The following is a 21,484-nucleotide window of genomic DNA, read 5'->3' as shown; positions in this document are numbered from 1 at the left end:
GTTAAAACGCTAACCTGTTACGAGGCCAAACCGGTTAAATAGCCAACTGCACGAAACAGAATGCCATCCAATCCCCACAGGATCAGTGCCATTACTACTGTTGCAGCCATTACGATAAAGGTCGTGTGTGTTGTTTCCTGACGCGTTGGCCAAACTACCTTGCGAACCTCAATTCTAGACTCTTTGGCAAAAGCGATAAAGGTACGCCCTTTCTCAGTTGTTGCGGCAATACCCAATGCTGCACCCACAGCGACCACAACGCCAATTGCGCGCGTCAATACTGAGATATCAGCATACATGTAGTTACCAACAACTGCGCCAGCCAGTAAAACGACTGCCAACATCCACTTTACCGTGTCCATCGAGCTAGACGGGTTTTCAACATTAGTGCTCATAATTTATTTTTACCTTAAATACAGACACAACAACCCTGCATAAAAACAGGGTTAATCCATTTCAATCCAAATTTACAAATAAGCGGTGATGATAAGACCCATTATTTTAGATTTGGACTGATTATAAGAGTGGCAGGGGCGGCAGGACTCGAACCCGCAACCATCGGTTTTGGAGACCGCTGTTCTACCAATTGGAACTACGCCCCTGCAAAGTGGATGCCCATTATACTGACGAACAAACTGAAAACAAGAGTAAAAGATGCGCAAAGCGGTATTTGTGCCAATTTCAGCCAAGTGAAACCCTTACTCAGCCTCGCGCTGTATAAGTTTCTCAGTTAATACAAGCGCAGAGGATCGCCATAGAAGAAGTCACACAACAGCCATATCTGCTCGAAAGGGTGGGAATCTGGCACCACTAAATGCGCCAGCACACTTTCAAAATCAGCCCGGTGCCACATCGGACTGGCATTGCGGATCAACAGCCAGACACGCTGAGAGTGGTAATGTTTGCCCGCCTTTTGTTTGAGTAGACGTGCAAGGCCGGTAGCCAACCGCTGCGCGCTCGGAGCCTGTGCCATCAACGCCAGTTCGCGCTGCATGGTTAGTGACAAAGGGCGGCCAAGCACGGCCATGGCCTCCGTTTCACTGGCATAAAGGTGTGCTACTTCAATATCTAGGCGCGACTGTGCCAGGTAACAGCTGACATCAGGTTTGGCAGGTTGGTTATGCCAGATGTGGCGCATCGGCGTGTGCGTCAGCCGCTCATAACTGCGCATGAACAATTTGGCAGCGCCATGCTCCAGCTGCAGTTTTTCACGCTCACTGTCACGTATTACTGCCTGCTCATGCTTCACGCTACTCTCCGCTAGTCTGCACTGTCCAGTTGCCGATGGACATCTTGCAATAAACTCGACGCACCAAACCGAAAATGCTCGGCAGTCAGCCAGTCATCACCCATTATCTCTTTCGCAAGTTGTAAGTAATTACTTGCTTGCTCGACGCTTTTAACCCCACCGGCAGCTTTAAAGCCAATCGCTTTACCCGACACATGGATCCGTTCCAGCATGACTCTGGTTGCCTCCAGTGTGGCGTTCACCGGCACCTTACCAGTACTGGTTTTGATGAAGTCGGCACCGGCCAGAATCGCAACATCGCTGGCCTGGGCGATTTGTTGCGTATTTTCAAGTTCACCGGATTCAATGATCACTTTCAACTTAGCCTGAGTACCACACAACTGTTTGCTGGAGCGCACATATTGCCATGGCGTATCCGGATCGCCCGCCTGTAACTGCAGATAAGGCATCACCAGATCAATCTCATCGGCTCCGGCCTGTAACGCCTCTTTCGTTTGTGTCAGCACCTGTTGCAAAGAATGCTTACCACAGGGAAAGTTGGTCACAGTCGCGACCTTTACCTCAGTCCAGCCTCGGCGGCTTAATTCCTGTTTGCACAGCGCGACAAACTGGGGATACACACATACGGCTGCGGGTAGCCCTAATTCCGGACGAATGCTGTCTAACAACGCAATGATGCTGGCCTCGTTATCTTGCTCGTTTAACGACGTCAGATCCATTAATCCAAGCACCTCGCGTGCGACGGCTTGCATTTTCATATTGGTTTCCTTTTAAGTGCACCCTGCTCTGTGGACAAGCTGCATCATATGAGTCGGACCTCAACGTTAGCTGCTTGCCCTACCGGACCACAGGACATTTGTCCGCACCTTTTATGAGTGTACATCGGTCAAATGTTACTGAGCAGCCCCTGTCACCTGGTCAGAAAACAGCAAACATAGCGCTTCACAGGGGTGCCAAAACGCCCGGCAAACGCGAAATTGTGGAAATTATAACTCATAACCAATAGCTATAACTGTGAACAAGTGTGTGCTATCACGCTAAACCCCTTGATATATATGAGGTAAGCCCTTTTGCTCCGTTTGATATAACTTTTAGTTATAAAAACTGGGTTTAAGTTATTTTTTCCCTGCCAGTACGCGGGATATTCTGCCACTCTAGAAAAAGCCAGAGTTGGCTTATATCAAGTTTTACGATGTTTAAGGGGCAACAGCGTGCAGTACTTACCTATCTTTACCAAGTTGGACAACAAACCCGTGCTGGTCGTCGGCGGCGGTGAAGTTGCTCTGAGAAAGATCCGCGCATTGCTGAAAGCACGCGCCGACGTAACTGTACTGGCCCCTGAATTCTGTGACGAACTCATGCAGTTGTCTGAAGAAGGCGAACTGCACCTGAAAACAGCCTACTTTAGCGCCGACGCCGTTGACAGCATGGCGCTGGTTATTGCTGCCACCGACAACGATGACGTCAACGCGCAGGTGCGCGATGCAGCGGATGCGCGCAATATTTTCGTCAATGTGGTTGATGACCAGCCAAAGTGCAGCTTTATTTTCCCGTCTATCGTCGACCGCAACCCAATTACAATTGCGATTTCCAGTGCCGGCACTGCGCCGGTATTGGCGCGCCGCTTAAGGGAAAAACTCGAAACCCTGATCCCACAGCATATTGGCCCACTGGCTGAACTGGTTGGCGGATTCAGAGACAAGGTCAAAGGCCGTTTTAAGCATTTTGCTGATCGCCGTCAATTCTGGGAGCGAGTATTCGACTCACACGTCGTCAGTAAAGTACAAAGCGGGGACACACAAGGTGCGCAACAGCAGCTGCATGACATGCTGGACGACACCGCAGAGCCACAAGGCGAAGTCTATGTCGTAGGCGCAGGCCCGGGCGATCCGGAACTACTGACGCTCAAAGCGCTGCAATTAATGCAACAAGCTGATGTTGTGGTGTATGACTACCTGGTGTCCGATGAAATTATGGAACTGGTCAGACGCGATGCCGACCTCATCTGTGTCGGTAAACGTGCCGGACACCACAGTGTTAAACAGGAAGACACCAATCAGATGTTGGTTGAGCTGGCCCAGCAAGGTAAAAAGGTATGCCGTATCAAAGGCGGTGACCCGTTCATTTATGGCCGGGGTGGCGAAGAAGTTCAGGTACTGGCTGCGGCTAACATCCGCTATCAGATCGTCCCGGGCATCACAGCTGCTGCGGGATGCAGTGCCTATGCAGGTATTCCGCTTACACATCGAGACCACGCTCAGGCGATTCAGTTTGTCACAGGACACTGTAAAAAAGAGGGCCAGGAGCTGGACTGGCAGTCGCTGGCCAAACCGAATCAAACACTGGCCATTTATATGGGGGTCATTAAGTCTCCACATATTCAGGCCCAATTACTCGCCCATGGCCGCAGTGAACACACGCCGGTGGCCATCGTCGAAAATGGCACCCGCAAATCGCAGCGTGTTGTGACCACTGAGCTTGGCCAGCTGGCAGCACAAATCGAAGCCAATAATATCCAGTCACCGGCATTACTGATCATTGGCGAGGTCGCTGCATTGCATCAGGAACTGGCCTGGTTTGGTAAAACAGAACAAATTGCAAGTTACGCTCAGCCGCTCGCTAAGATCGCCTGACGCATGAACCACTTTATTTTTAGTATTAAGTAGGACGACGACAATGGCTTTAACTCACCTTCAGCAACTTGAGGCTGAAAGTATAAAGATTATTCGCGAAGTCGCTGCTGAGTTTGAAAACCCAGTGATGCTTTACTCCATCGGTAAAGACTCATCGGTACTCCTTCACTTAGCACGTAAAGCGTTTTTTCCGGCAAAGATCCCTTTCCCTCTGCTGCATGTAGATACGGACTGGAAATTCCGCGAGATGATTGAGTTTCGAGATCGTCTGGCCAAAGAATATAACTTTGACCTGATTGTGCATAAAAACCCGGAAGGGTTAGAAATGGGCGTTGGTCCATTCACGCACGGCTCAGCCAAGCACACCGACATCATGAAAACCCAGGGCCTTAAACAGGCATTAAACAAGTACGGCTTCGATGCCGCATTTGGTGGTGCGCGCCGTGATGAAGAGAAATCGCGCGCGAAAGAACGTGTCTATTCTTTCCGCGACAAACACCATCGCTGGGACCCTAAAAATCAGCGCCCTGAGCTGTGGAATACCTACAACGGTCAGGTGAACCCGGGCGAAAGTATCCGTGTATTCCCGCTGTCAAACTGGACTGAGCTGGATATCTGGCAATACATCTACCAGGAGAACATTGAGATCGTGCCGTTGTATCTGGCAGAGAAGCGCCCTGTGGTTGAGCGTGATGGTACGTTAATCATGGTCGACGACGAACGTATGCCGCTGGCAGAAGGTGAAGTGCCTGAAATGAAGTCGGTACGCTTCCGTACACTGGGTTGCTACCCGCTGACCGGTGCAGTTGAGTCAGAAGCAAACACCCTGACCGGGATCATCGAAGAAATGTTGTTATCGACCTCTTCCGAGCGTGAAGGCCGGGTCATCGACCATGACTCATCCGGGTCAATGGAGAAGAAAAAACGTGAGGGGTATTTCTAATGTCTACCGCAAATGAAGTAAAAGAACTGGGGATTGAAACCTACTTATCACGCCAACAGGACAAAAGCCTGTTACGCATGATGACCTGCGGCAGTGTAGACGATGGTAAATCCACCCTGATCGGCCGCTTGCTGCACGACAGCCATCAAATCTATGAAGATCAGTTGGCGGCGCTACACAAAGACAATGAAAAAGTGGGTAACGCTGGTGAAGAGCTGGATCTGGCGTTGCTGGTTGATGGTTTGCAGGCAGAGCGAGAACAAGGGATCACCATTGATGTGGCGTATCGCTATTTCTCAACTGCGAAGCGCAAGTTCATCATCGCTGATACACCGGGACACGAACAGTATACCCGCAACATGGTAACGGGTGCTTCAACCAGTGATCTGGCGATTATTCTGGTGGATGCCCGCTATGGTGTACAGATCCAAACCAAACGCCACAGCTTTATCTGTGACTCACTGGGTATCAAGCAATTTGTTGTGGCCATCAACAAAATGGACATCGTTGACTTTGATGAAGCCGTGTTCGAGAAAATCAAAGCCGATTATCTGAAGTTTGCTGAGCAACTGGACGTCAATGACATCAAGTTTGTGCCAATTTCAGCCCTGAAAGGTGACAATGTTGTGACTCGCTCTGAGCACACGCCTTACTACACCGATCAGCCACTGATGGCGCTACTGGAAGACTCTCCGGCAGCTGAACCAAACAGTGCATTTGAAGCCCGCTTCCCGGTGCAGTATGTAGTACGCCCTAATCTGGACTTCCGTGGTTTTCAGGGCACGTTGACTTCTGGCGCGCTAACTGTTGGTCAGGCGGTTAAGATTTTACCTTCGGGTAAAACCAGCACCATCAAAGAACTGGTGACGTTCGACGGTAACCTAGAGCAAGCTGAAACCGGTCAGGCACTGACCATCACTTTGAATGACGAAGTGGATGTCAGTCGTGGTGATGTAATTGTCCCGGCAGACTCATCGACTAAGGCAACCAACCTGATCCAGGCCAAGCTGGTATGGATGCACGAGGCGCCTCTGGTGCTGGGCAAAACGTACAACTTCAAGCTGGGCGCGAAGAGTACAGCTGCCATCGTGAAGCAGATTGACCACACCATTGACGTCAATACTCTGGAGCATGGCAAGGCTGACAGCCTGCAACTAAACGAAATTGCAATCGTTACACTTGAGCTGACGGAAACCATTGCTGCCGATGTGTATCGTGATAACCACGAAACGGGTGCCTTTATCCTGATTGACCGTCTGAGCAACCTGACCGTAGGCGCAGGCATGATCGATGCCATTCTGGATGAGCAAGTCAGTGAGAAGCAACAGTTCAGCGAATTTGAGCTGGAGCTGAATGCCCTGGTTCGCAAGCACTTCCCACACTGGCAAGCGCTTGATTTAAGCAAGCTGAAGTAACGGCTGTATGCCTGTTAACGGGAGTTATCTATGCTGCTAGAGCAGATCATCTTAACAGGCATCATGCTCGTGCTGGTCGCGTGTCTTTTTGGCACGCGGCTCAACCCGGCCTGGTTATTTGTAGGCGCAATCAGCAGCGCTTACCTGGCCGGGCTCATCGATCTGGAAACCATGCTGGTCAATTATGCGAACCCGTCGCTGATCACCCTGGTTTTGCTGGTTCTGGTATCTATCGCCATCGAAAAAACCACCCTGGTACAATACCTGGCGCGTTCACTGGCCAACGGCTCGCTGGCACGCTCGGTAATGAAACTGGGATTATCCACGGCCTTTTTATCGTCTTTTACCAACAACACCGCCGTGGTGGCGTCTTTGATCAGTACCATCAAAGACAGTAAAACCCATTCTCCATCTAAGCTATTATTGCCACTGTCCTATACCGCTATCCTGGGGGGGACGCTGACCCTGATCGGCACCTCAACCAATTTAATCGTTAATGGTTTCGCCATTGAGGCCGGTATGGCACCTTTGGGCTTTTTTGACTTTACGCTGGTCGGTATTGGCGCGCTGGGTGTGGGCCTGGTTACCATCATTTTATTACTGAAGTTTTTGCCCGATCACGGCCGTAAAGAAGAAGAAGTTGTGCCTTTTTACCTGGAAGGCAAAGTCACCGCGGGCTCTAAACTGATTGGCCGGACAGTTGAAGAAAACGGCCTGCGTGATCTGCGGGACTTATTCCTCGCTGAGATCATCCGCGGCGAGCGCCGTATTTGTGCGGTCACACCACAACAGGAAATACAACAGGGTGATGTACTGCTGTTTGTTGGCGACATCAAGTCCGTACCTTTATTGCGCCGCTTCGATGGCTTGCAGGTGGTGCATGACAAACATGAAAAAGATGCCGAACACCTGGTGGAAGTCGTGATCAGCCAGTCGTCTAAGTTTCTAGGCAAAACACTCAAAGAGATCCGCTTTCGCGAACAGTTTCATGCCGCGGTGATTGCCATTCGTCGTGGTCACGACCGTCTGCCCGGTGGCCTGGGCCAGGTCAAACTACAAGCAGGAGATTCTTTGATCCTCGCCCCTGGCGGAGATTTTTATCAGCTGCCGGATCTAAAACGCGAATTTGTTTATATCTCTGGTCTGGATCTGCAAACCCATTTAACGCAGCCACAATCGAATAAAGTGATGGCTGCCTTTGTTGCCGTGCTCGGCCTGGGTATCTTCGATGTTGTGCCTTTAGTCAAAGGCCTGATGGTTTTATTACTTGGCCTGGTGCTGTTTGGCTCCATCAAAGTCAGCGAAATGAAACGTCGTTTTCCTATTGAATTGCTTGCCATTGTCGGCAGTGCGATTGGTCTGGCGAAGCTGATGATAGACACCGGCTTAGCCGGGCAGATTTCCGATGCGCTGTTTTATGTCCTGGGCGACTTTGGTCCGTATGGTGCTTTTATCGCCATTTTTGTGATGACGGTAGTGTTCACTGAATTGATCACCAACAATGCAGCCGCTGCGTTGTCATTTCCCGTGGCATACGCACTGGCGATTGGTTTTGGTGTGAACCCGCTGCCATTTGTGATGGCAGTCGCCTTTGGCGCATCGGCCAGTTTTATTTCCCCTTTTGGCTATCAGACTAATCTGATGGTATACAGTGCAGGCAATTACCGGATCAAAGACTATGTGACCGTCGGCCTGCCGCTTTCAATCATTTACTCGATCACTGTGCTGACGCTGATCCCGTTAGTTTTCCCGTTTTAGTGGATAGGAATTATGGATACGAATATTGTCTGGCATAACTATGCCGTGAATAAAACACATCGCAGCGAACAAAAAGGCCACCGTCCGGTTATTTTGTGGTTTACTGGCTATTCTGGCTCGGGTAAAAGCACCGTGGCCAACGCACTGGAGAGTGCCCTGCAGCAACTGGGTGCCCACACTTATTTACTCGATGGTGACAATGTGCGTCATGGTCTGTGTAAAGACCTCGGATTCAGCGACGAAGATAGAGTCGAAAACATTCGTCGTGTGGGTGAATTGAGTAAACTCATGGTCGATGCCGGCCTGATCGTCCTCACCGCCTTTATCTCACCCTTCCAGGCTGAGCGTGACATGGTTCGTGAGCTGGTTGAAGACGCCGAGTTTATTGAAGTGTATCTGGATACACCGCTGGAGGTGTGTGAACAACGCGATCCAAAAGGGTTATATAAAAAAGCCCGTGCCGGTGAGATCAAACACTTTACTGGCATAGACTCTGACTATGAGCCACCAACAAACCCGGAGATCCGCATTAATACCGGTGAAAATAGTCTGGACCAATCGGTGCAACAGCTGGTAGCGTATCTACAACAGCGCGAGATAATCCATCTGTAGTACCAAGGAAAAACCATGAACGACACCGACTTACTCGAGGAAATAGTGAATCTGGCACGACGCGCCGGAGACAAGATCCTCACCATCTATGCCAAAGACTTTAACGTTGAGTATAAAGACGACAAAAGCCCGGTGACCGACGCCGACTTAGCCGCTAATGACGTGATCACAGCGGGCCTGAAAGCCCTTACCCCGGATTTACCGATCCTCAGTGAGGAAAGCGCAGAGATCAGCTGGCAGGAACGCCAGACCTGGCAACGTTACTGGCTGGTCGACCCCATCGACGGCACTAAGGAGTTTATTAAGAAAAACGGTGAGTTCACGGTCAACATCGCTTTAATTGAAAATGGCGAACCCGTCATGGGCGTGGTCCATGCACCGGCACTGAACGTGAGTTACTTCGCCGCCAACAGCATCGGCGCTTTTAAAGAGTGTGACGAAGCACGCATTGAGCTGAAAGTCACCCGTAAAGCCAACCAGGGCACCATCCAGGTGGTTGGCTCACGCTCTCACCCATCGCCTGATTTAGCTGAGTATCTCACACAGTTTGACGATGTGAACATGGTGCCAAAAGGCAGTTCATTAAAACTGTGTCTGGTCGCTGAAAGTGCTGCTGATGTCTACCCGCGTTTAGGCCCAACCAGTGAGTGGGATACCGGTGCAGGACACGCAGTAGCGAAGATCGCTGGTGCAACCGTGACCCAGCTGGATGGCAGCCCACTGCTATACAATCAAAAAGAGTCCTATCTGAATCCCTATTTTGTGGTTTCACGACTCAACTAATCTCTGGGCCTTATCCAGCCGGGTAAGGCTTCTCTCTTATGTCCGTCACCATAAGGAAATACCATGTCACACACTACGATCAATTTTGCCGAAAAGCTGGCACTATTTTCAGAGCACTGGACTCCTAAAGTCATTGCTGAAATGAACGACTATCAGTTCAAACTGGTGAAACTTCAGGGGGAATTTGTCTGGCACGATCACCCCGACACCGACGAAGTGTTCATCGTGCTTTCCGGCGAGATGCAGATTGCCTTTCGGGACCGCACTGAGCATCTGAAAGAAGGTGATATGCTGGTTGTGCCCAAGGGCGCAGAGCACAAACCCTATGCCGAGCAAGAGTGTCAGGTATTGATTGTCGAACCCAAAGGAGTCGTCAACACCGGAGATGCCGACAGCTCACTCACCGCACAAAACGATGTCTGGATCTAACTCACAGATGTAAAGCGGACGAACCGAATAAAGAAACAGGCTTAGCACACTAGTTTGGCTTTTTATTAAGCAATTGAATCAGATATGTGCGACTTTTTCCTCTTTTGCTAGTGACAAGCCTGTTAAAAATTTTTATACTGCCAGCGCTTTTTAGGTCTCTGCTAAAAAGTACGCTCAATTTATTGAGCACTACAATTTGAAAGTGTCCCTATAGCTCAGTTGGGCGAAACAAGACCGAAGCACCGCTTCGCAGCTTGTTGAGGTGGAGGCAGGACGCCGACAGGACCTCGCTTCATGGATGAATTTATTGAGCACTACAATTTGAAAATGGCCCTATAGCTCAGTTGGGCGAAACAAGACCGAAGCATCGCTTCGCAGCTTGTTGAGGTGGAGGCAGGACGCCGACAGGACCTCGCTTCATGGATGAATTTATTGAGCACTACAATTTGAAAATGGCCCTATAGCTCAGTTGGGCGAAACAAGACCGAAGCATCGCTTCGCAGCTTGTTGAGGTGGAGGCAGGACGCCGACAGGACCTCGCTTCATGGATGAATTTATTGAGCACTACAATTTGAAAATGGCCCTATAGCTCAGTTGGGCGAAACAAGACCGAAGCATCGCTTCGCAGCTTGTTGAGGTGGAGGCAGGACGCCGACAGGACCTCGCTTCATGGATGAATTTATTGAGCACTACAATTTGAAAATGGCCCTATAGCTCAGTTGGGCGAAACAAGACCGAAGCATCGCTTCGCAGCTTGTTGAGGTGGAGGCAGGACGCCGACAGGACCTCGCTTCATGGATGAATTTATTGAGCACTACAATTTGAAAATGGCCCTATAGCTCAGTTGGGCGAAACAAGACCGAAGCATCGCTTCGCAGCTTGTTGAGGTGGAGGCAGGACGCCGACAGGACCTCGCTTCATGGATGAATTTATTGAGCACTACAATTTGAAAATGGCCCTATAGCTCAGTTGGGCGAAACAAGACCGAAGCATCGCTTCGCAGCTTGTTGAGGTGGAGGCAGGACGCCGACAGGACCTCGCTTCATGGATGAATTTATTGAGCACTACAATTTGAAAATGGCCCTATAGCTCAGTTGGGCGAAACAAGACCGAAGCATCGCTTCGCAGCTTGTTGAGGTGGAGGCAGGACGCCGACAGGACCTCGCTTCATGGATGAATTTATTGAGCACTACAATTTGAAAATGGCCCTATAGCTCAGTTGGGCGAAACAAGACCGAAGCATCGCTTCGCAGCTTGTTGAGGTGGAGGCAGGACGCCGACAGGACCTCGCTTCATGGATGAATTTATTGAGCACTACAATTTGAAAATGGCCCTATAGCTCAGTTGGGCGAAACAAGACCGAAGCATCGCTTCGCAGCTTGTTGAGGTGGAGGCAGGACGCCGACAGGACCTCGCTTCATGGATGAATTTATTGAGCACTACAATTTGAAAATGGCCCTATAGCTCAGTTGGTTAGAGCACCCGACTCATAATCGGTAGGTCCCTGGTTCAAGTCCAGGTGGGGCCACCATTTTTCCTCCGAGATTGTACTTCGTAATAAACTTCAATCTTTTTTGATACTCAAATAATTTACCTTACAACCAAAAACCATAGCGCCCCAATCTGGTTCCAAGTATGCTAATACCATTGCATACCAAAGGACTTTAATCATGCCTAATCAAATGTTTACCGATGTCGAACTGCGTATCATGTCAATTCACGTTAAATCGTTGGGCCTGGTGGAAAAGCTACTCAGCGAGCGCAAGTTTGAGATCAAAGTGTTCAGTGCAGTAAGCGACGGGGTCGCGGATCATGCATTTAATATGGAACTCAATGTGATGCCAGTCAGTGAAGGTGGCACCATCAGCTTTGGCCCTGCTGGTTACACGATTTATCGTAATCGGGCCGGTCAGATACCCCGTTTTCTGGATGCGCATATTGCCGTATTGGAAGATGACAGTGACATCCGCAGTACAGCTAAGCTCATGGCAAAAGTCAGAAAAACCACGGCATTTGGCGAGCTCACTCGCACCGTAGCAGCTGCGGCAGCCAATCCCTTGTTTGCTGTTGGGATGAATGTCGCGGAAAGCCTGATGGATATTTCTATTGATGTATTAAAAGAGAATCAGGATGACCTGTGGTTGCGTCGCTTTTTCAGCTTTAATTACAATATCGAAGGCTATGAGGGCGTCGCCGAGTTTGAGTCAGACGAAGTGCAGATCACACTGCAACTCTTTACCGGGTAACACCCTTCACTATCAGGCCTTTACAGCAATCACCGTACCCTGAGTGAGTGGCTCCAGTTTAGCCGCTGGCAACGAAAACACCGCGTGTGGTGTGCCAGCCGCAGCCCATATCGTCTCGTATTGCAGCAAGTCCTCGTCAATATAAGTAATTGGGTTGCTCAGGTGTCCGATGGGGGGAATACCGCCAATGGCAAACCCGGTTACCTCACGGGTAAATTCAGCGTCGGCTTTTACCAGCTTTTCTCCCAGATGTTTTGCCACTATCTTTTCTTTTACCCGGTTGCTGCCACTGACTAATAGCAACACCGGTTTTCCGCTTTCTTTACCTTTAAAAATCAGTGATTTTACAATTTGTCCCAGTTCACACCCTATGGTGTGTGCCGACTCTTCCGCCGTGCGCGTACTGCCGGGCAATTCCAGTACCCTGAATTCGCATCCCGCAGATTTTATCGCATCCTGAACCCGTTGAGCACTTTTACTCAATGTCTCTGTATCTTGGCTGATCATATTCACTCCTTTAGTTATTTTTTGCCAACAACTTCACCTTAACCAATAAACAGCACGTCGGCCAAATAGATAAGCTTTAGATCCATTGAAAATCTATCATCTGCCTGCTCAGATCTAAAAAGCAGTATAAAAATGAGGATCCTGGTAGCAAATTGCCCGTTTCAACTACACTTAAAGTCAGGACAGTGGCGATAGCTGTGCCGCTTTAGATTAAGCCAGGCACATTAAAATGCAATTGTACTCGCTACGACAAATACACTAAGTGAGACGTTCAGGTGACAAAACTGTACTCCATAGATCTCAAGTTCTGGTTAACGCTCGGTGCCTTTGTATTTGCAGCATTATTGGCCGCAGGGTTAGTACAACTGCATCATCACACGCAGAAAGAGAGCCTGCTGTCACTTAGCGAGGCCACAATCAGAAAAGATTTATCAATTCTAAACTTAACATTACATCACCATTTTGCGGAAGACGAACACACAGAAGTACAGCGTACCTTAAGCGCGTTTTCTCATGACCAGGGGTATAAATATCTGGCCCTGCTCAATACGCAGAGTGACGTCCTATATAGTAGTGGTTCAATTCAGCCACCGCCGCCCGGCAAAACTAATCTTAGACAAGGCGAAGTAGTCGAGCAAAATGCGCAGACCCCGCCTTATTTCAGCATTCACTATACAAAAGAGCAGTACCTATTCAGAGCTTACGTTAGATACCAAAAAGACATCGGGACACAACACACAAATACGTTACCTGCAATTATCTATGCTGAATATTCTATTGAGCCGCACGCAACACGGCTGCTCCATTATAGTCACATTAAAATCGCTGCCATTCTGGCTATTGCGCTGATGCTCACGGTCATGGTGTTGTACTTTACGCGGCTCTTTATCCATCGCCCGGTTACGCAACTAATGCTGCTCAGTGAACATGTCAGCCGCTTTGATTTTAGTGATAAGCTGGAAACGAAAGGAACCGGCGAATTTAAACGCCTTGCCGACAATTTAAACAAGATGGCACGTAGCCTGCAGAATGGTTGGAAACAAACGCAGCAGGCCGAAGCACAGGCCAAACGTAAACATGAAATACTAGAAGGTATCTTTGCTGCGCTACCGGACTTGTTCTTCGTGGTTGACAGAGACGGGACAATTTTGGAGTATCACTGCGGTCAAAAAAGTGACCTGTTTGTCACAGATAGTGAGTTCATGGGAAGAACCATGCAGGATGTGCTTCCTAGCCAGACAGCACGTTCATTTAACCGTGCCATACATGCCATTGACAAGCCAGGTCAGCTTACTCAAATTGAATACGCACTACCGTTCGACGATGGCAATCGACATTTTGAAGCCCGACTGAGTGCACTACCAGGTTCAGATTACCTCGTCGTCGCAGTAAGAAATATCACCGATAAAAAGCGTCAGGAAGAAATCATTCTTCACCACGCCTTTTACGACACACTGACAGACTTACCCAATCGTTTTTTGGTTCTCGATCGTCTCCAGCAACTGATCCACGATGCCAGGCGGGACAAATCACTGGTTGGCGTTGGCTTTATTGACCTGGATGACTTCAAAAAAGTCAATGACTCGATGGGACATGAAGTCGGTGATAAGGTCCTGATCCACTCAGCACAGCGACTCAAATCAACACTGCGAGAAAAAGACACCGTGGCCCGTTTAGGTGGCGATGAGTTCATCATTTTGCTGGGCGATCTAAAAACCAGTGCAGATATCCATCCTATTGCAACCAAGCTGGTTAAACTCTTTCATGCCCCATTTGACATTGACGGTCGCGCTTTTAATATCTCGCTGAGTCTGGGGATCGCGATTTTCCCTCAAGATGCAGACACCCCTAACGACCTGCTGCGTAAAGCTGATTCAGCCATGTATAATGCAAAGCAACAAGGTCGCAATACCTATTGCTTGTTTACCGAAAGTATGAGTAATACGCTACAGCGACGGCTGATGCTTGAAGAAAGCATGCAAGGCGCGCTAGAACGTGGGGAATTTGAAGTCTACTACCAGCCCCAGCTTGACCTTCAGGCACGCAAAGTCGTCGGCGCTGAAGCATTATTACGCTGGCACAGTGAAACCCTGGGACCAATCTCACCTGCTGAGTTTATTCCATTGGCGGAGCAAACCGGCTTTATTATTGATTTGGGTAAATTTGTTTTAAACTCAGCAGCCAGTACGTTACAGCAGATACATACGCAGTTTAATGCGTCATTGCGTCTAGCGGTCAACTTATCACCCCGCCAGTTTAACGATCCGGAATTACTCAGCCATGTGGAACACCTGATAGCCCACTGTGCCTTACAACCCGGCACCCTGGAACTGGAGATCACCGAAGGCTTGCTGTTAAGCGGCGACAGTACCATTAAAGCCACCCTTAACACGCTTCAAAAAATGGGGGTTTTGATCTCAATGGATGACTTTGGTACCGGCTATTCTTCGTTAAACTATCTGCGCCAATACCCATTTGATGTATTAAAAATTGACCAGAGCTTCATCGCAGATATGCATGCTGGCAATGAATCAGCATATCTGGTGAAAAATATCATTACCATGGCGCATGGCCTGGGGCTCAAAGTGATTGCAGAGGGCATAGAAGATCACGAGCAGCTAAGCCGCCTGGTGGAATTTAAGTGTAACATTGGACAGGGCTATCTGATCGGCCAGCCAATGCCTGAAGCGGCATTTCAGGATTGGCTTGAACACAACTTTACCCGTCCTGAGAATATAATGAATAAATCCCTGTCGATACAAGACTATTAAAAAGAATATGTTAGTATTGCATGGCAGTGTAAGGATTTAGAACATGAATATAGAACAACTGGTAAGTAAAGCTAAGCAAGTTTGTGACAATCGGGGGGCACGTTTTACCCCTATCCGAGAGAAAGTTTTTCGCTTACTCGCTGCCAAACAAGGCGGCGTGGGCGCCTATGACCTGTTGGAAGAGCTCAAGCTGACCGAATCCGGGGCTAAGCCAGCAACTGTGTATCGCGCATTAGATTTTCTCTCAGAATTAGGGTTTATCCATAAGATTGAAAGCACGAATGCATTTATGTTGTGCCATCACTTTGATTGTATTCACCCTGTGCAATTATTGATCTGCGATTCCTGTGGTCACGTACAAGAGCTGCATTCCAATTCCATTTCGCATGAACTGAATAACCTGGCTGCCGAGCATGGCTTTCTAGTTAAAGCACAAACGATTGAAGCACACGGGCGTTGTGGAAAATGTAATGAGTAGTGCAGCATAGTAAAAAGCCCACTACACTTAATTCAGCGTCCGTTACAATGTAGGAACCTAGGGAAGAAGCATATGAATGTAGAATTCATCAACCCTTTTTTATCGTCTCTGATGAATGTACTGGCCACCATGGCACAAACAGAACTAACGCCTGGTAAGCCTAAGATTAAAAAAGATGAGGTGGCACGCGGCGATGTGTCCGGGTTGATTGGCATGGTGGGCCCGCAGACCAAAGGCTCCTTTTCTATCAGCTTTGATGAAGGTCTGGCTCTGACCATTATGGAAAGAATGCTGGGTGAGCGCCCGGAAAAGATTAATGAAGAAGTCACTGATATGGTTGGCGAAATCACCAACATGGTCACAGGTGGCGCAAAAAATTTACTGGGCGAGAAAGGCTATGAGTTTGATATGGCCACCCCCATCGTGGTGTCCGGGCCTGGCCACACCATCACCCACAAGTGTGAAGGTCCAAAGATCATCATGCCATTCACGTCAGATGACGGTAACGCCAATATAGAGGTGAGTTTCGATAAGCTATGAGCTGGCATCAAACACACATCACACTCAGGCCGCGTCAACGCGGCTTTCATTTGATTGATGACGAGGTCCTGACCCAACTACCGCAGCTGGGTTACTACAAAGTAGGCTTGTTGCATTTGTTTATACAGCATACGTCTGCCAGTCTCACCATCAATGAAAATGCCGACCCCACCGTACGTATGGATATGGAAAGTCACTTCAACCACTTTGTGCCCGAACGGCAAAGTTACTATCGCCATGATTACGAAGGGGACGATGACATGCCGGCTCACATTAAGTCGAGTACACTGGGTTGTGAGGTCACAATCCCGGTTAGTCAGGGACGCCTGCAATTAGGCACCTGGCAGGGGATCTATCTCGGGGAACACAGAGATCATGCAGGTAGCCGTGCTATCGTCGCGACCTTGCACGGCCAGTTATTGGAATAGACAGTCCGCTCAGTCTGCCTCAGCAAGGTAATCATAGCTTACCCGCGGAGTGATATTGCATAGCAATTCATAGGGGATAGTACCTGCGCACACTGCCACTTCTTCAACAGGCAGCGCAGGGCCCCACATTTCAACCTCGTCACCAACGCTAATGTCATCCGGGTTACAGCCTATGTCCACCGTGATCATATCCATAGAGACAGCACCAACAATGCCATAGCGCTTACCTCTTATGACTACGGGTGTCCCATCCCTCGCATTACGCGGATAGCCATCCCCATAACCCATAGCCACAATAGCCAACTGAGTTTGTTGGTCACTTTGCCAGCGGCCACCGTACCCAACCTTTTCTCCGGCTGCCAATGATTTGATGGCAATCACCCGAGTTTTCAGGCGCATCACAGGCTTCAGGCCATGCTCAGTGCCAACCTGGTCCAGCATAGGTGACACCCCATACATCATCAAACCGGGCCGGATCCAGTCGCCATGTGACTGTGGCCAGCCTATTACACCTGCTGAATTGGCCAGACATTTAGCTTCGGGTTTACTCTTTACCAGACGCTCAAACGCGGTAATCTGAACCTGTGTTTGTGTGCTGTGAACATCATCCGCACAGGAGAAATGTGTCATCAGCTTAATCTTGGGATCAACGTTGTTGCAGGCTTTGAGGCGCTGATAAAATGCCTCAAACTGCACGGGCTCAACGCCCAGGCGGTGCATCCCTGTGTCTACTTTGAGCCAAACCGATAAACGCGCGTCCAGTTGACTGGTCTCAATGGCCCGCAGCTGGTTTTCATCATGAATAATGGTTTCAAAGTTATTGGCGATAAGAATAGGCAAATCGGCACGGTTGAAGAAGCCTTCAAGTAACACGATTGGTTTAGTCAGGCCACCGGCACGCAAAGCCAGCGCTTCATCAATACGTGCGACCGCAAAGGCATCTGCATCATTGAGGTGCTGTGCAATTTTAACCAGACCATGGCCATAGGCATTGGCCTTAAGCACAGCCATAACCCGTGTACCAGGTGCCAGTACCTTAATCTGTTTTAAATTATAGCTTAAAGCCGTGAGGTTAATTTCGGCGGTTGCCAGGCGCATACATACTCCTAATTCGGGCTGCCGATTTAGTCACAAAGGACGAATACTTTAGTATTCGTCATCCACAGCCGGACCGGCATAATTATCGAACCGAGAGAATTGCCCCTGGAAGGTTAACCTAACCTTACCAATCGGACCATTACGCTGTTTACCGATAATAATTTCTGCAACGCCTTTATCCGGGCTGTCATCGTTATATACCTCATCCCGGTAGATAAACATGATTAAGTCGGCATCCTGCTCGATGGAGCCTGATTCACGTAAGTCTGAGTTTACCGGGCGTTTATCTGCCCGCTGCTCCAGCGTACGGTTAAGCTGAGACAGGGCAATCACCGGGCACTGAAGTTCTTTGGCCAACGCCTTCAGTGAACGAGAAATTTCGGCGATTTCTAAGGTCCGGTTATCCGATAAACTGGGGACTCGCATTAACTGCAAGTAGTCGACCATGATCATGCTGATCCCGCCATGGTCGCGCGCGATCCGTCGGGCCCGGGAGCGTACATCGGTCGGCGTCAGACCGGAGGCATCATCGATGTACATTTGACCCTTTTCCATTAGCAAGCCCATTGTTGATGACAGGCGTGCCCAATCATCATCATCCAGCTGACCCGTCCTGACCTTAGTCTGGTTAATCCGTCCCAGCGAGGCCAGCATCCTCATCATGATCTGTTCTGAAGGCATCTCCAGTGAGTAAATAAGCACTGGCTTATCCTGCGTCATAGCAGCGTGTTCAGCCAGGTTCATCGCAAAGGTGGTTTTACCCATCGACGGACGTGCCGCGACTATGATCAGGTCTGACGGTTGCAGGCCTGCGGTCATCTGGTCAAGATCAGAGTAGCCCGTGCTCACCCCGGTTACACCATCCTGCGGTGACTGGTAAAGCTCTTCGATCTTATCCACGGTTTTTTCCAGAATACTGTGAATACTCTGCGGGCCCTCGGTACTCTTAGTGCGTTGCTCAGCGATTTTGAATACTTTACTTTCCGCCAGATCCAGTAGTTCGTGGCTGTCGCGTCCTTCCGGGTTGAAACCCGCCTCAGCAATTTCATTGGCAACCGTGATCATCTCACGGACCACCGCTCGCTCTCGCACTATGCTGGCATAAGCATCGATATTAGCGGCACTGGGAGTATTTTTTGCAATCTCAGCCAGATACGCAAAGCCACCCACAGTTTCTAACTGGTTATTCTTCTCGAGGTTTTCTGAAATAGTGATAAGGTCAATTGGCTGACTGACTTCAACCAGCTTAGTCATTGCCTCAAATATCAACTTATGGGTGCGGGTATAAAAGTCCTGTGCCACGACCAGCTCTGCCACCCTATCAAACGCCTGATTATCAAGCATAAGTCCACCAAGTACAGACTGTTCAGCCTCGATGGAGTGGGGAGGGACTTTTAGGGTATCGACTTGTTGATCAGGTTTCGCCATATCACTACAAACACTAAGGGAAAGACCTGTTATTGTATACGCAATTGGGGTGGAAATGAATCTTGATTATCGCTCTAATGTGGGCCACAGGAGACGCATTGCGCGCCCCCATCGCTGCATTACAGTTTCTTTAATGCAATGCGTCCGCTGACAGTATCGATTTCCACATCCACATCCCCCTCTTTGACCACAAATTCAAGTTCCCGGGATGGGCCATATTTGGCTTTCTTCTCTTTGTCTGTTGAAAGCTCATTGATGATCCGTCCACCTGCATGGGCATCAATGTCAAAGCGTGCAGACAGCTCCGCCGGGAAGTAAAAGTCAACATCTCCACTAACCGACTCAAAGCGAATATTCGCGCTTTTTTCGAGCGCTCTCAAACGCACGCTGATTTCACCATTCACAGTGCTCATGCGTAAGTCTTTCAGACTGGCAATATCAAAATCGACTTCTCCATTGACGTTTTCAACGCGAATGTCAGTGGCCTGAGTCACACTATCAATACCGCCATTGACCGCATTGAAACGCAGCTTGCCATTTGATGCCATATCTTCGATATCACCATTGACCGTTTCATAACGAATATTGCCAGATAATTTTTTGCCTTCAATGTCGCCATTTACGGTTTCCAGTTCAACCTTGCCGCTGAGCTCATTGGCCTCAATGTCCCCGTTGACTGTGGTTACGGCCACACCAGCCTCAAAATGACTGACATCCACGTCAACACTCACCCCTTCAAAGTTAAGCTCGCTTTGCCTTGGCATATAAATGGTCAGCCGAGAACCATCTCGCTGATTGTTCCAGCTCTTACTACGACGTGGCATTTTAACGATAAACTCAGTCACATTGCCCTGCGTTTCCAACGTATAACCTTCGGCCAGTTCGTCCAGTTCACCACTGACCTGAAAGCTTGGCTTATCCCATGATTTAATTGTCACTTTACCACGCTGGCTTTCAATAACGACTTTGCCATCCAGCGGTATTTCTATCTGTTCGTCAATCTTGTCACCCGCCAGGGCAAACAGCGGCAGCGTAGCCAGTCCAAAAATGATTGCTTTCATGCTTCTCTCCTAAATCTGTTGCCACTGGGGCTGATGTACCTTAGTGATTAAATCTAACTGCTGCTGGTAAACCTGTGCCAGCATCTTGAGCAGGGCTGCGTTGTCCGGATCTTTCATCAGTGCCAGCTTAATCGCCTGCTCTGCTTCCTCCAGTTCCTGCAGTGGTCCTTGCCAGTCTTTCGTCAAAGCGGGTTGCGCCTCATACTGAACCAATAATGTCTGTTTCTTCTGCTCAAAAAAAGCGCTCATATGAGTCATGGTATCTTGCCTGGGCTGCGTCATAATGACCTGCCAGCTCAATAAACCAGCCGATACACAGGCAGCGACCCCCGCCAATTTTATCCAGGGACTGCGTGATGGAACCTCTGTGCTGGATACATTGATAGCTTTTTCAATACCCTGCCACAAATCTCTTTGTGGTTCAGGCAGCTGGTCCTGATCTTGCTGCCGCGGCAGCTGTTGTTTCAGAAACTGCTCAAATGTTGGTTTACTCATTGTCATACCACTCCTGTAGCAATTTCCTGGCCCGGTGAAACTGCGATTTACTTGAGCCCACCGCCATATTCAACATATTGGCGACTTCTTCATGGCGGTACCCTTCTACCGCGTGCAAAACAAACACCAGTCGCGCTCGCTCCGGCAATCGTAGGATCAGTTTGTCGAGCCCATTGAGCGATTGGCATTGCATTATCTCGGCGTGTTCCATCCCACTGTCTTCGAGGCTAACCACTTTTTGCAGCCAGTTTTTTTGTTTACGTAAATAACTGATCGCGACATTCGATGTGACACTATGCAGCCAGGTAGTGAACTTTGACTGGCCCTGAAACTGGGCAATTTTGTGCCAAAGCTGCACAAACACCTCCTGTGTCGCATCTTCCGCATGGGCCTGATCAGCAAGCAAACGTAAACACAGTCCATACACCCTGCGATAACACTGCTGATAGAGCTGTTCAAACGCAGCTTGCTCGCCTTGCTGAGCGCGCTGCACTAACAGCTCAATCGTATCTGGGTTAAATGCCTCTTTGGCATTGATTATCATAGAGTATTCCTTCGCTTGCGAGTCATCATCGTGACATATCAGGTGCCATAAAGAAAGTAACCCAAT

At 49.1% G+C, this 21,484-nt stretch carries 21 protein-coding genes and 2 tRNA genes; 13 read left to right on the top strand and 10 right to left on the bottom strand.

Translation table 11 applies throughout. The features are described 5' to 3' along the window. Positions 1–17: 17 nt before the first annotated feature. From secE to deoC, 4 genes are all read right to left on the bottom strand, one after another. A complete protein-coding gene (secE, locus tag PRUB_RS08145) occupies positions 18–395 on the bottom strand; it encodes a preprotein translocase subunit SecE (protein ID WP_010387322.1) in 378 nt (125 codons plus the stop codon). A 130-nt stretch (positions 396–525) separates the two neighbouring features. Further along, a tRNA-Trp gene (locus PRUB_RS08140) sits at positions 526–602 on the bottom strand. A 128-nt stretch (positions 603–730) separates the two neighbouring features. Then, complete coding sequence (locus PRUB_RS08135; RefSeq protein WP_052026473.1) at positions 731–1,171, bottom strand: hypothetical protein; 441 nt, start codon at positions 1,169–1,171, stop codon at positions 731–733. 89 nt (positions 1,172–1,260) lie between these two features. Beyond that, the gene (gene deoC / locus PRUB_RS08130; RefSeq protein WP_010387325.1) at positions 1,261–2,007 is read right to left on the bottom strand and encodes a deoxyribose-phosphate aldolase; all 747 of its coding nucleotides are present in this window, start codon (positions 2,005–2,007) and stop codon (positions 1,261–1,263) included. Positions 2,008–2,460: 453 nt separating this feature from the next. Between deoC and cysG the strand changes: the two genes are divergently transcribed. The 9 genes from cysG (at position 2,461) to PRUB_RS08085 (ending at position 12,068) form a co-directional block, all read left to right on the top strand. Continuing rightward, a complete protein-coding gene (cysG, locus tag PRUB_RS08125; protein ID WP_010387326.1) occupies positions 2,461–3,882 on the top strand; it encodes a siroheme synthase CysG in 1,422 nt (473 codons plus the stop codon). Positions 3,883–3,925: 43 nt separating this feature from the next. After that, the gene (gene cysD, locus PRUB_RS08120) at positions 3,926–4,825 is read left to right on the top strand and encodes a sulfate adenylyltransferase subunit CysD (protein ID WP_010387327.1); all 900 of its coding nucleotides are present in this window, start codon (positions 3,926–3,928) and stop codon (positions 4,823–4,825) included. Then, complete coding sequence (gene cysN / locus PRUB_RS08115) at positions 4,825–6,240, top strand: sulfate adenylyltransferase subunit CysN (protein WP_010387329.1); 1,416 nt, start codon at positions 4,825–4,827, stop codon at positions 6,238–6,240. Before cysD ends, cysN begins: the two co-directional genes overlap by 1 nt. A gap of 33 nt (positions 6,241–6,273) precedes the next feature. Further along, complete coding sequence (locus PRUB_RS08110) at positions 6,274–7,998, top strand: SLC13 family permease (protein WP_081694378.1); 1,725 nt, start codon at positions 6,274–6,276, stop codon at positions 7,996–7,998. Positions 7,999–8,010: 12 nt separating this feature from the next. Next, the gene (cysC, locus tag PRUB_RS08105) at positions 8,011–8,610 is read left to right on the top strand and encodes an adenylyl-sulfate kinase (RefSeq protein ID WP_010387334.1); all 600 of its coding nucleotides are present in this window, start codon (positions 8,011–8,013) and stop codon (positions 8,608–8,610) included. A 15-nt stretch (positions 8,611–8,625) separates the two neighbouring features. Next, positions 8,626–9,393, top strand: coding sequence for a 3'(2'),5'-bisphosphate nucleotidase CysQ (gene cysQ, locus PRUB_RS08100; protein ID WP_010387336.1), 768 nt, complete (start codon positions 8,626–8,628; stop codon positions 9,391–9,393). Between the two features lie 63 nt (positions 9,394–9,456). Next, entirely contained in the window at positions 9,457–9,822 is a 366-nt protein-coding gene (locus PRUB_RS08095; RefSeq protein ID WP_010387337.1) for a cupin domain-containing protein, read from the top strand. Positions 9,823–11,276: 1,454 nt separating this feature from the next. Next, positions 11,277–11,353 (top strand) — tRNA-Ile (locus PRUB_RS08090). A 139-nt stretch (positions 11,354–11,492) separates the two neighbouring features. Beyond that, positions 11,493–12,068 (top strand): hypothetical protein, encoded by a 576-nt coding sequence (locus PRUB_RS08085; RefSeq protein WP_010386283.1) that lies wholly within the window; start codon positions 11,493–11,495, stop codon positions 12,066–12,068. 12 nt (positions 12,069–12,080) lie between these two features. Here PRUB_RS08085 and PRUB_RS08080 read toward each other — a convergent pair whose 3' ends face one another. After that, entirely contained in the window at positions 12,081–12,575 is a 495-nt protein-coding gene (locus PRUB_RS08080) for a YbaK/EbsC family protein (RefSeq protein WP_010386282.1), read from the bottom strand. A gap of 275 nt (positions 12,576–12,850) precedes the next feature. Here PRUB_RS08080 and PRUB_RS08075 point away from each other — a divergent pair, with 275 nt between their 5' ends. The 4 genes from PRUB_RS08075 (at position 12,851) to PRUB_RS08060 (ending at position 16,792) form a co-directional block, all read left to right on the top strand. Continuing rightward, positions 12,851–15,346: a putative bifunctional diguanylate cyclase/phosphodiesterase gene (locus PRUB_RS08075; protein ID WP_010386280.1), complete on the top strand. Its 2,496-nt coding sequence runs from the start codon at positions 12,851–12,853 to the stop codon at positions 15,344–15,346. Between the two features lie 43 nt (positions 15,347–15,389). Next, positions 15,390–15,824 carry a transcriptional repressor gene (locus PRUB_RS08070; RefSeq protein WP_010386279.1) on the top strand — a complete coding sequence of 145 codons (435 nt, stop codon included), beginning with the start codon at positions 15,390–15,392 and terminating at the stop codon, positions 15,822–15,824. 72 nt (positions 15,825–15,896) lie between these two features. Then, entirely contained in the window at positions 15,897–16,364 is a 468-nt protein-coding gene (locus tag PRUB_RS08065) for a chemotaxis protein CheX (protein WP_010386278.1), read from the top strand. Then, positions 16,361–16,792, top strand: coding sequence for a secondary thiamine-phosphate synthase enzyme YjbQ (locus tag PRUB_RS08060; protein WP_010386277.1), 432 nt, complete (start codon positions 16,361–16,363; stop codon positions 16,790–16,792). The genes PRUB_RS08065 and PRUB_RS08060 overlap by 4 nt, the downstream gene beginning before the upstream one ends. 9 nt (positions 16,793–16,801) lie before the next feature. Here the strand turns inward: PRUB_RS08060 and alr are convergent, their stop codons facing one another. The 5 genes from alr to PRUB_RS08035 form a co-directional block, all read right to left on the bottom strand. Beyond that, positions 16,802–17,890 carry an alanine racemase gene (alr, locus tag PRUB_RS08055; protein ID WP_010386276.1) on the bottom strand — a complete coding sequence of 363 codons (1,089 nt, stop codon included), beginning with the start codon at positions 17,888–17,890 and terminating at the stop codon, positions 16,802–16,804. A 48-nt stretch (positions 17,891–17,938) separates the two neighbouring features. Then, positions 17,939–19,318, bottom strand: coding sequence for a replicative DNA helicase (gene dnaB / locus PRUB_RS08050; RefSeq protein ID WP_010386275.1), 1,380 nt, complete (start codon positions 19,316–19,318; stop codon positions 17,939–17,941). Between the two features lie 119 nt (positions 19,319–19,437). Next, positions 19,438–20,379: a DUF4097 family beta strand repeat-containing protein gene (locus tag PRUB_RS08045; RefSeq protein ID WP_010386274.1), complete on the bottom strand. Its 942-nt coding sequence runs from the start codon at positions 20,377–20,379 to the stop codon at positions 19,438–19,440. 9 nt (positions 20,380–20,388) lie between these two features. Then, a complete protein-coding gene (locus tag PRUB_RS08040; protein WP_010386272.1) occupies positions 20,389–20,874 on the bottom strand; it encodes a hypothetical protein in 486 nt (161 codons plus the stop codon). Beyond that, entirely contained in the window at positions 20,867–21,418 is a 552-nt protein-coding gene (locus tag PRUB_RS08035; RefSeq protein WP_010386271.1) for an RNA polymerase sigma factor, read from the bottom strand. Before PRUB_RS08035 ends, PRUB_RS08040 begins: the two co-directional genes overlap by 8 nt. Between the last annotated feature and the right edge of the window lie 66 nt (positions 21,419–21,484).

The organism is Pseudoalteromonas rubra (genome assembly GCF_000238295.3).
Classification (GTDB): Bacteria; Pseudomonadota; Gammaproteobacteria; order Enterobacterales; family Alteromonadaceae; genus Pseudoalteromonas; species Pseudoalteromonas rubra.
The sequence above is the reverse complement of the archived record's forward strand: the minus strand, read 5'-3'. Positions and strand labels throughout refer to the sequence as shown.

Coding starts and splice junctions, on each gene's coding strand:
- secE (WP_010387322.1), bottom strand. CDS start 395: ATGAGCACTAATGTTGAAAACCCGTCTAGCTCGATGGACACGGTAAAG.
- PRUB_RS08135 (WP_052026473.1), bottom strand. CDS start 1,171: ATGCGCAGTTATGAGCGGCTGACGCACACGCCGATGCGCCACATCTGG.
- deoC (WP_010387325.1), bottom strand. CDS start 2,007: ATGAAAATGCAAGCCGTCGCACGCGAGGTGCTTGGATTAATGGATCTG.
- cysD (WP_010387327.1), top strand. CDS start 3,926: ATGGCTTTAACTCACCTTCAGCAACTTGAGGCTGAAAGTATAAAGATT.
- cysN (WP_010387329.1), top strand. CDS start 4,825: ATGTCTACCGCAAATGAAGTAAAAGAACTGGGGATTGAAACCTACTTA.
- cysC (WP_010387334.1), top strand. CDS start 8,011: ATGGATACGAATATTGTCTGGCATAACTATGCCGTGAATAAAACACAT.
- cysQ (WP_010387336.1), top strand. CDS start 8,626: ATGAACGACACCGACTTACTCGAGGAAATAGTGAATCTGGCACGACGC.
- PRUB_RS08095 (WP_010387337.1), top strand. CDS start 9,457: ATGTCACACACTACGATCAATTTTGCCGAAAAGCTGGCACTATTTTCA.
- PRUB_RS08085 (WP_010386283.1), top strand. CDS start 11,493: ATGCCTAATCAAATGTTTACCGATGTCGAACTGCGTATCATGTCAATT.
- PRUB_RS08080 (WP_010386282.1), bottom strand. CDS start 12,575: ATGATCAGCCAAGATACAGAGACATTGAGTAAAAGTGCTCAACGGGTT.
- PRUB_RS08070 (WP_010386279.1), top strand. CDS start 15,390: ATGAATATAGAACAACTGGTAAGTAAAGCTAAGCAAGTTTGTGACAAT.
- PRUB_RS08065 (WP_010386278.1), top strand. CDS start 15,897: ATGAATGTAGAATTCATCAACCCTTTTTTATCGTCTCTGATGAATGTA.
- PRUB_RS08060 (WP_010386277.1), top strand. CDS start 16,361: ATGAGCTGGCATCAAACACACATCACACTCAGGCCGCGTCAACGCGGC.
- alr (WP_010386276.1), bottom strand. CDS start 17,890: ATGCGCCTGGCAACCGCCGAAATTAACCTCACGGCTTTAAGCTATAAT.
- dnaB (WP_010386275.1), bottom strand. CDS start 19,318: ATGGCGAAACCTGATCAACAAGTCGATACCCTAAAAGTCCCTCCCCAC.
- PRUB_RS08045 (WP_010386274.1), bottom strand. CDS start 20,379: ATGAAAGCAATCATTTTTGGACTGGCTACGCTGCCGCTGTTTGCCCTG.
- PRUB_RS08040 (WP_010386272.1), bottom strand. CDS start 20,874: ATGAGTAAACCAACATTTGAGCAGTTTCTGAAACAACAGCTGCCGCGG.
- PRUB_RS08035 (WP_010386271.1), bottom strand. CDS start 21,418: ATGATAATCAATGCCAAAGAGGCATTTAACCCAGATACGATTGAGCTG.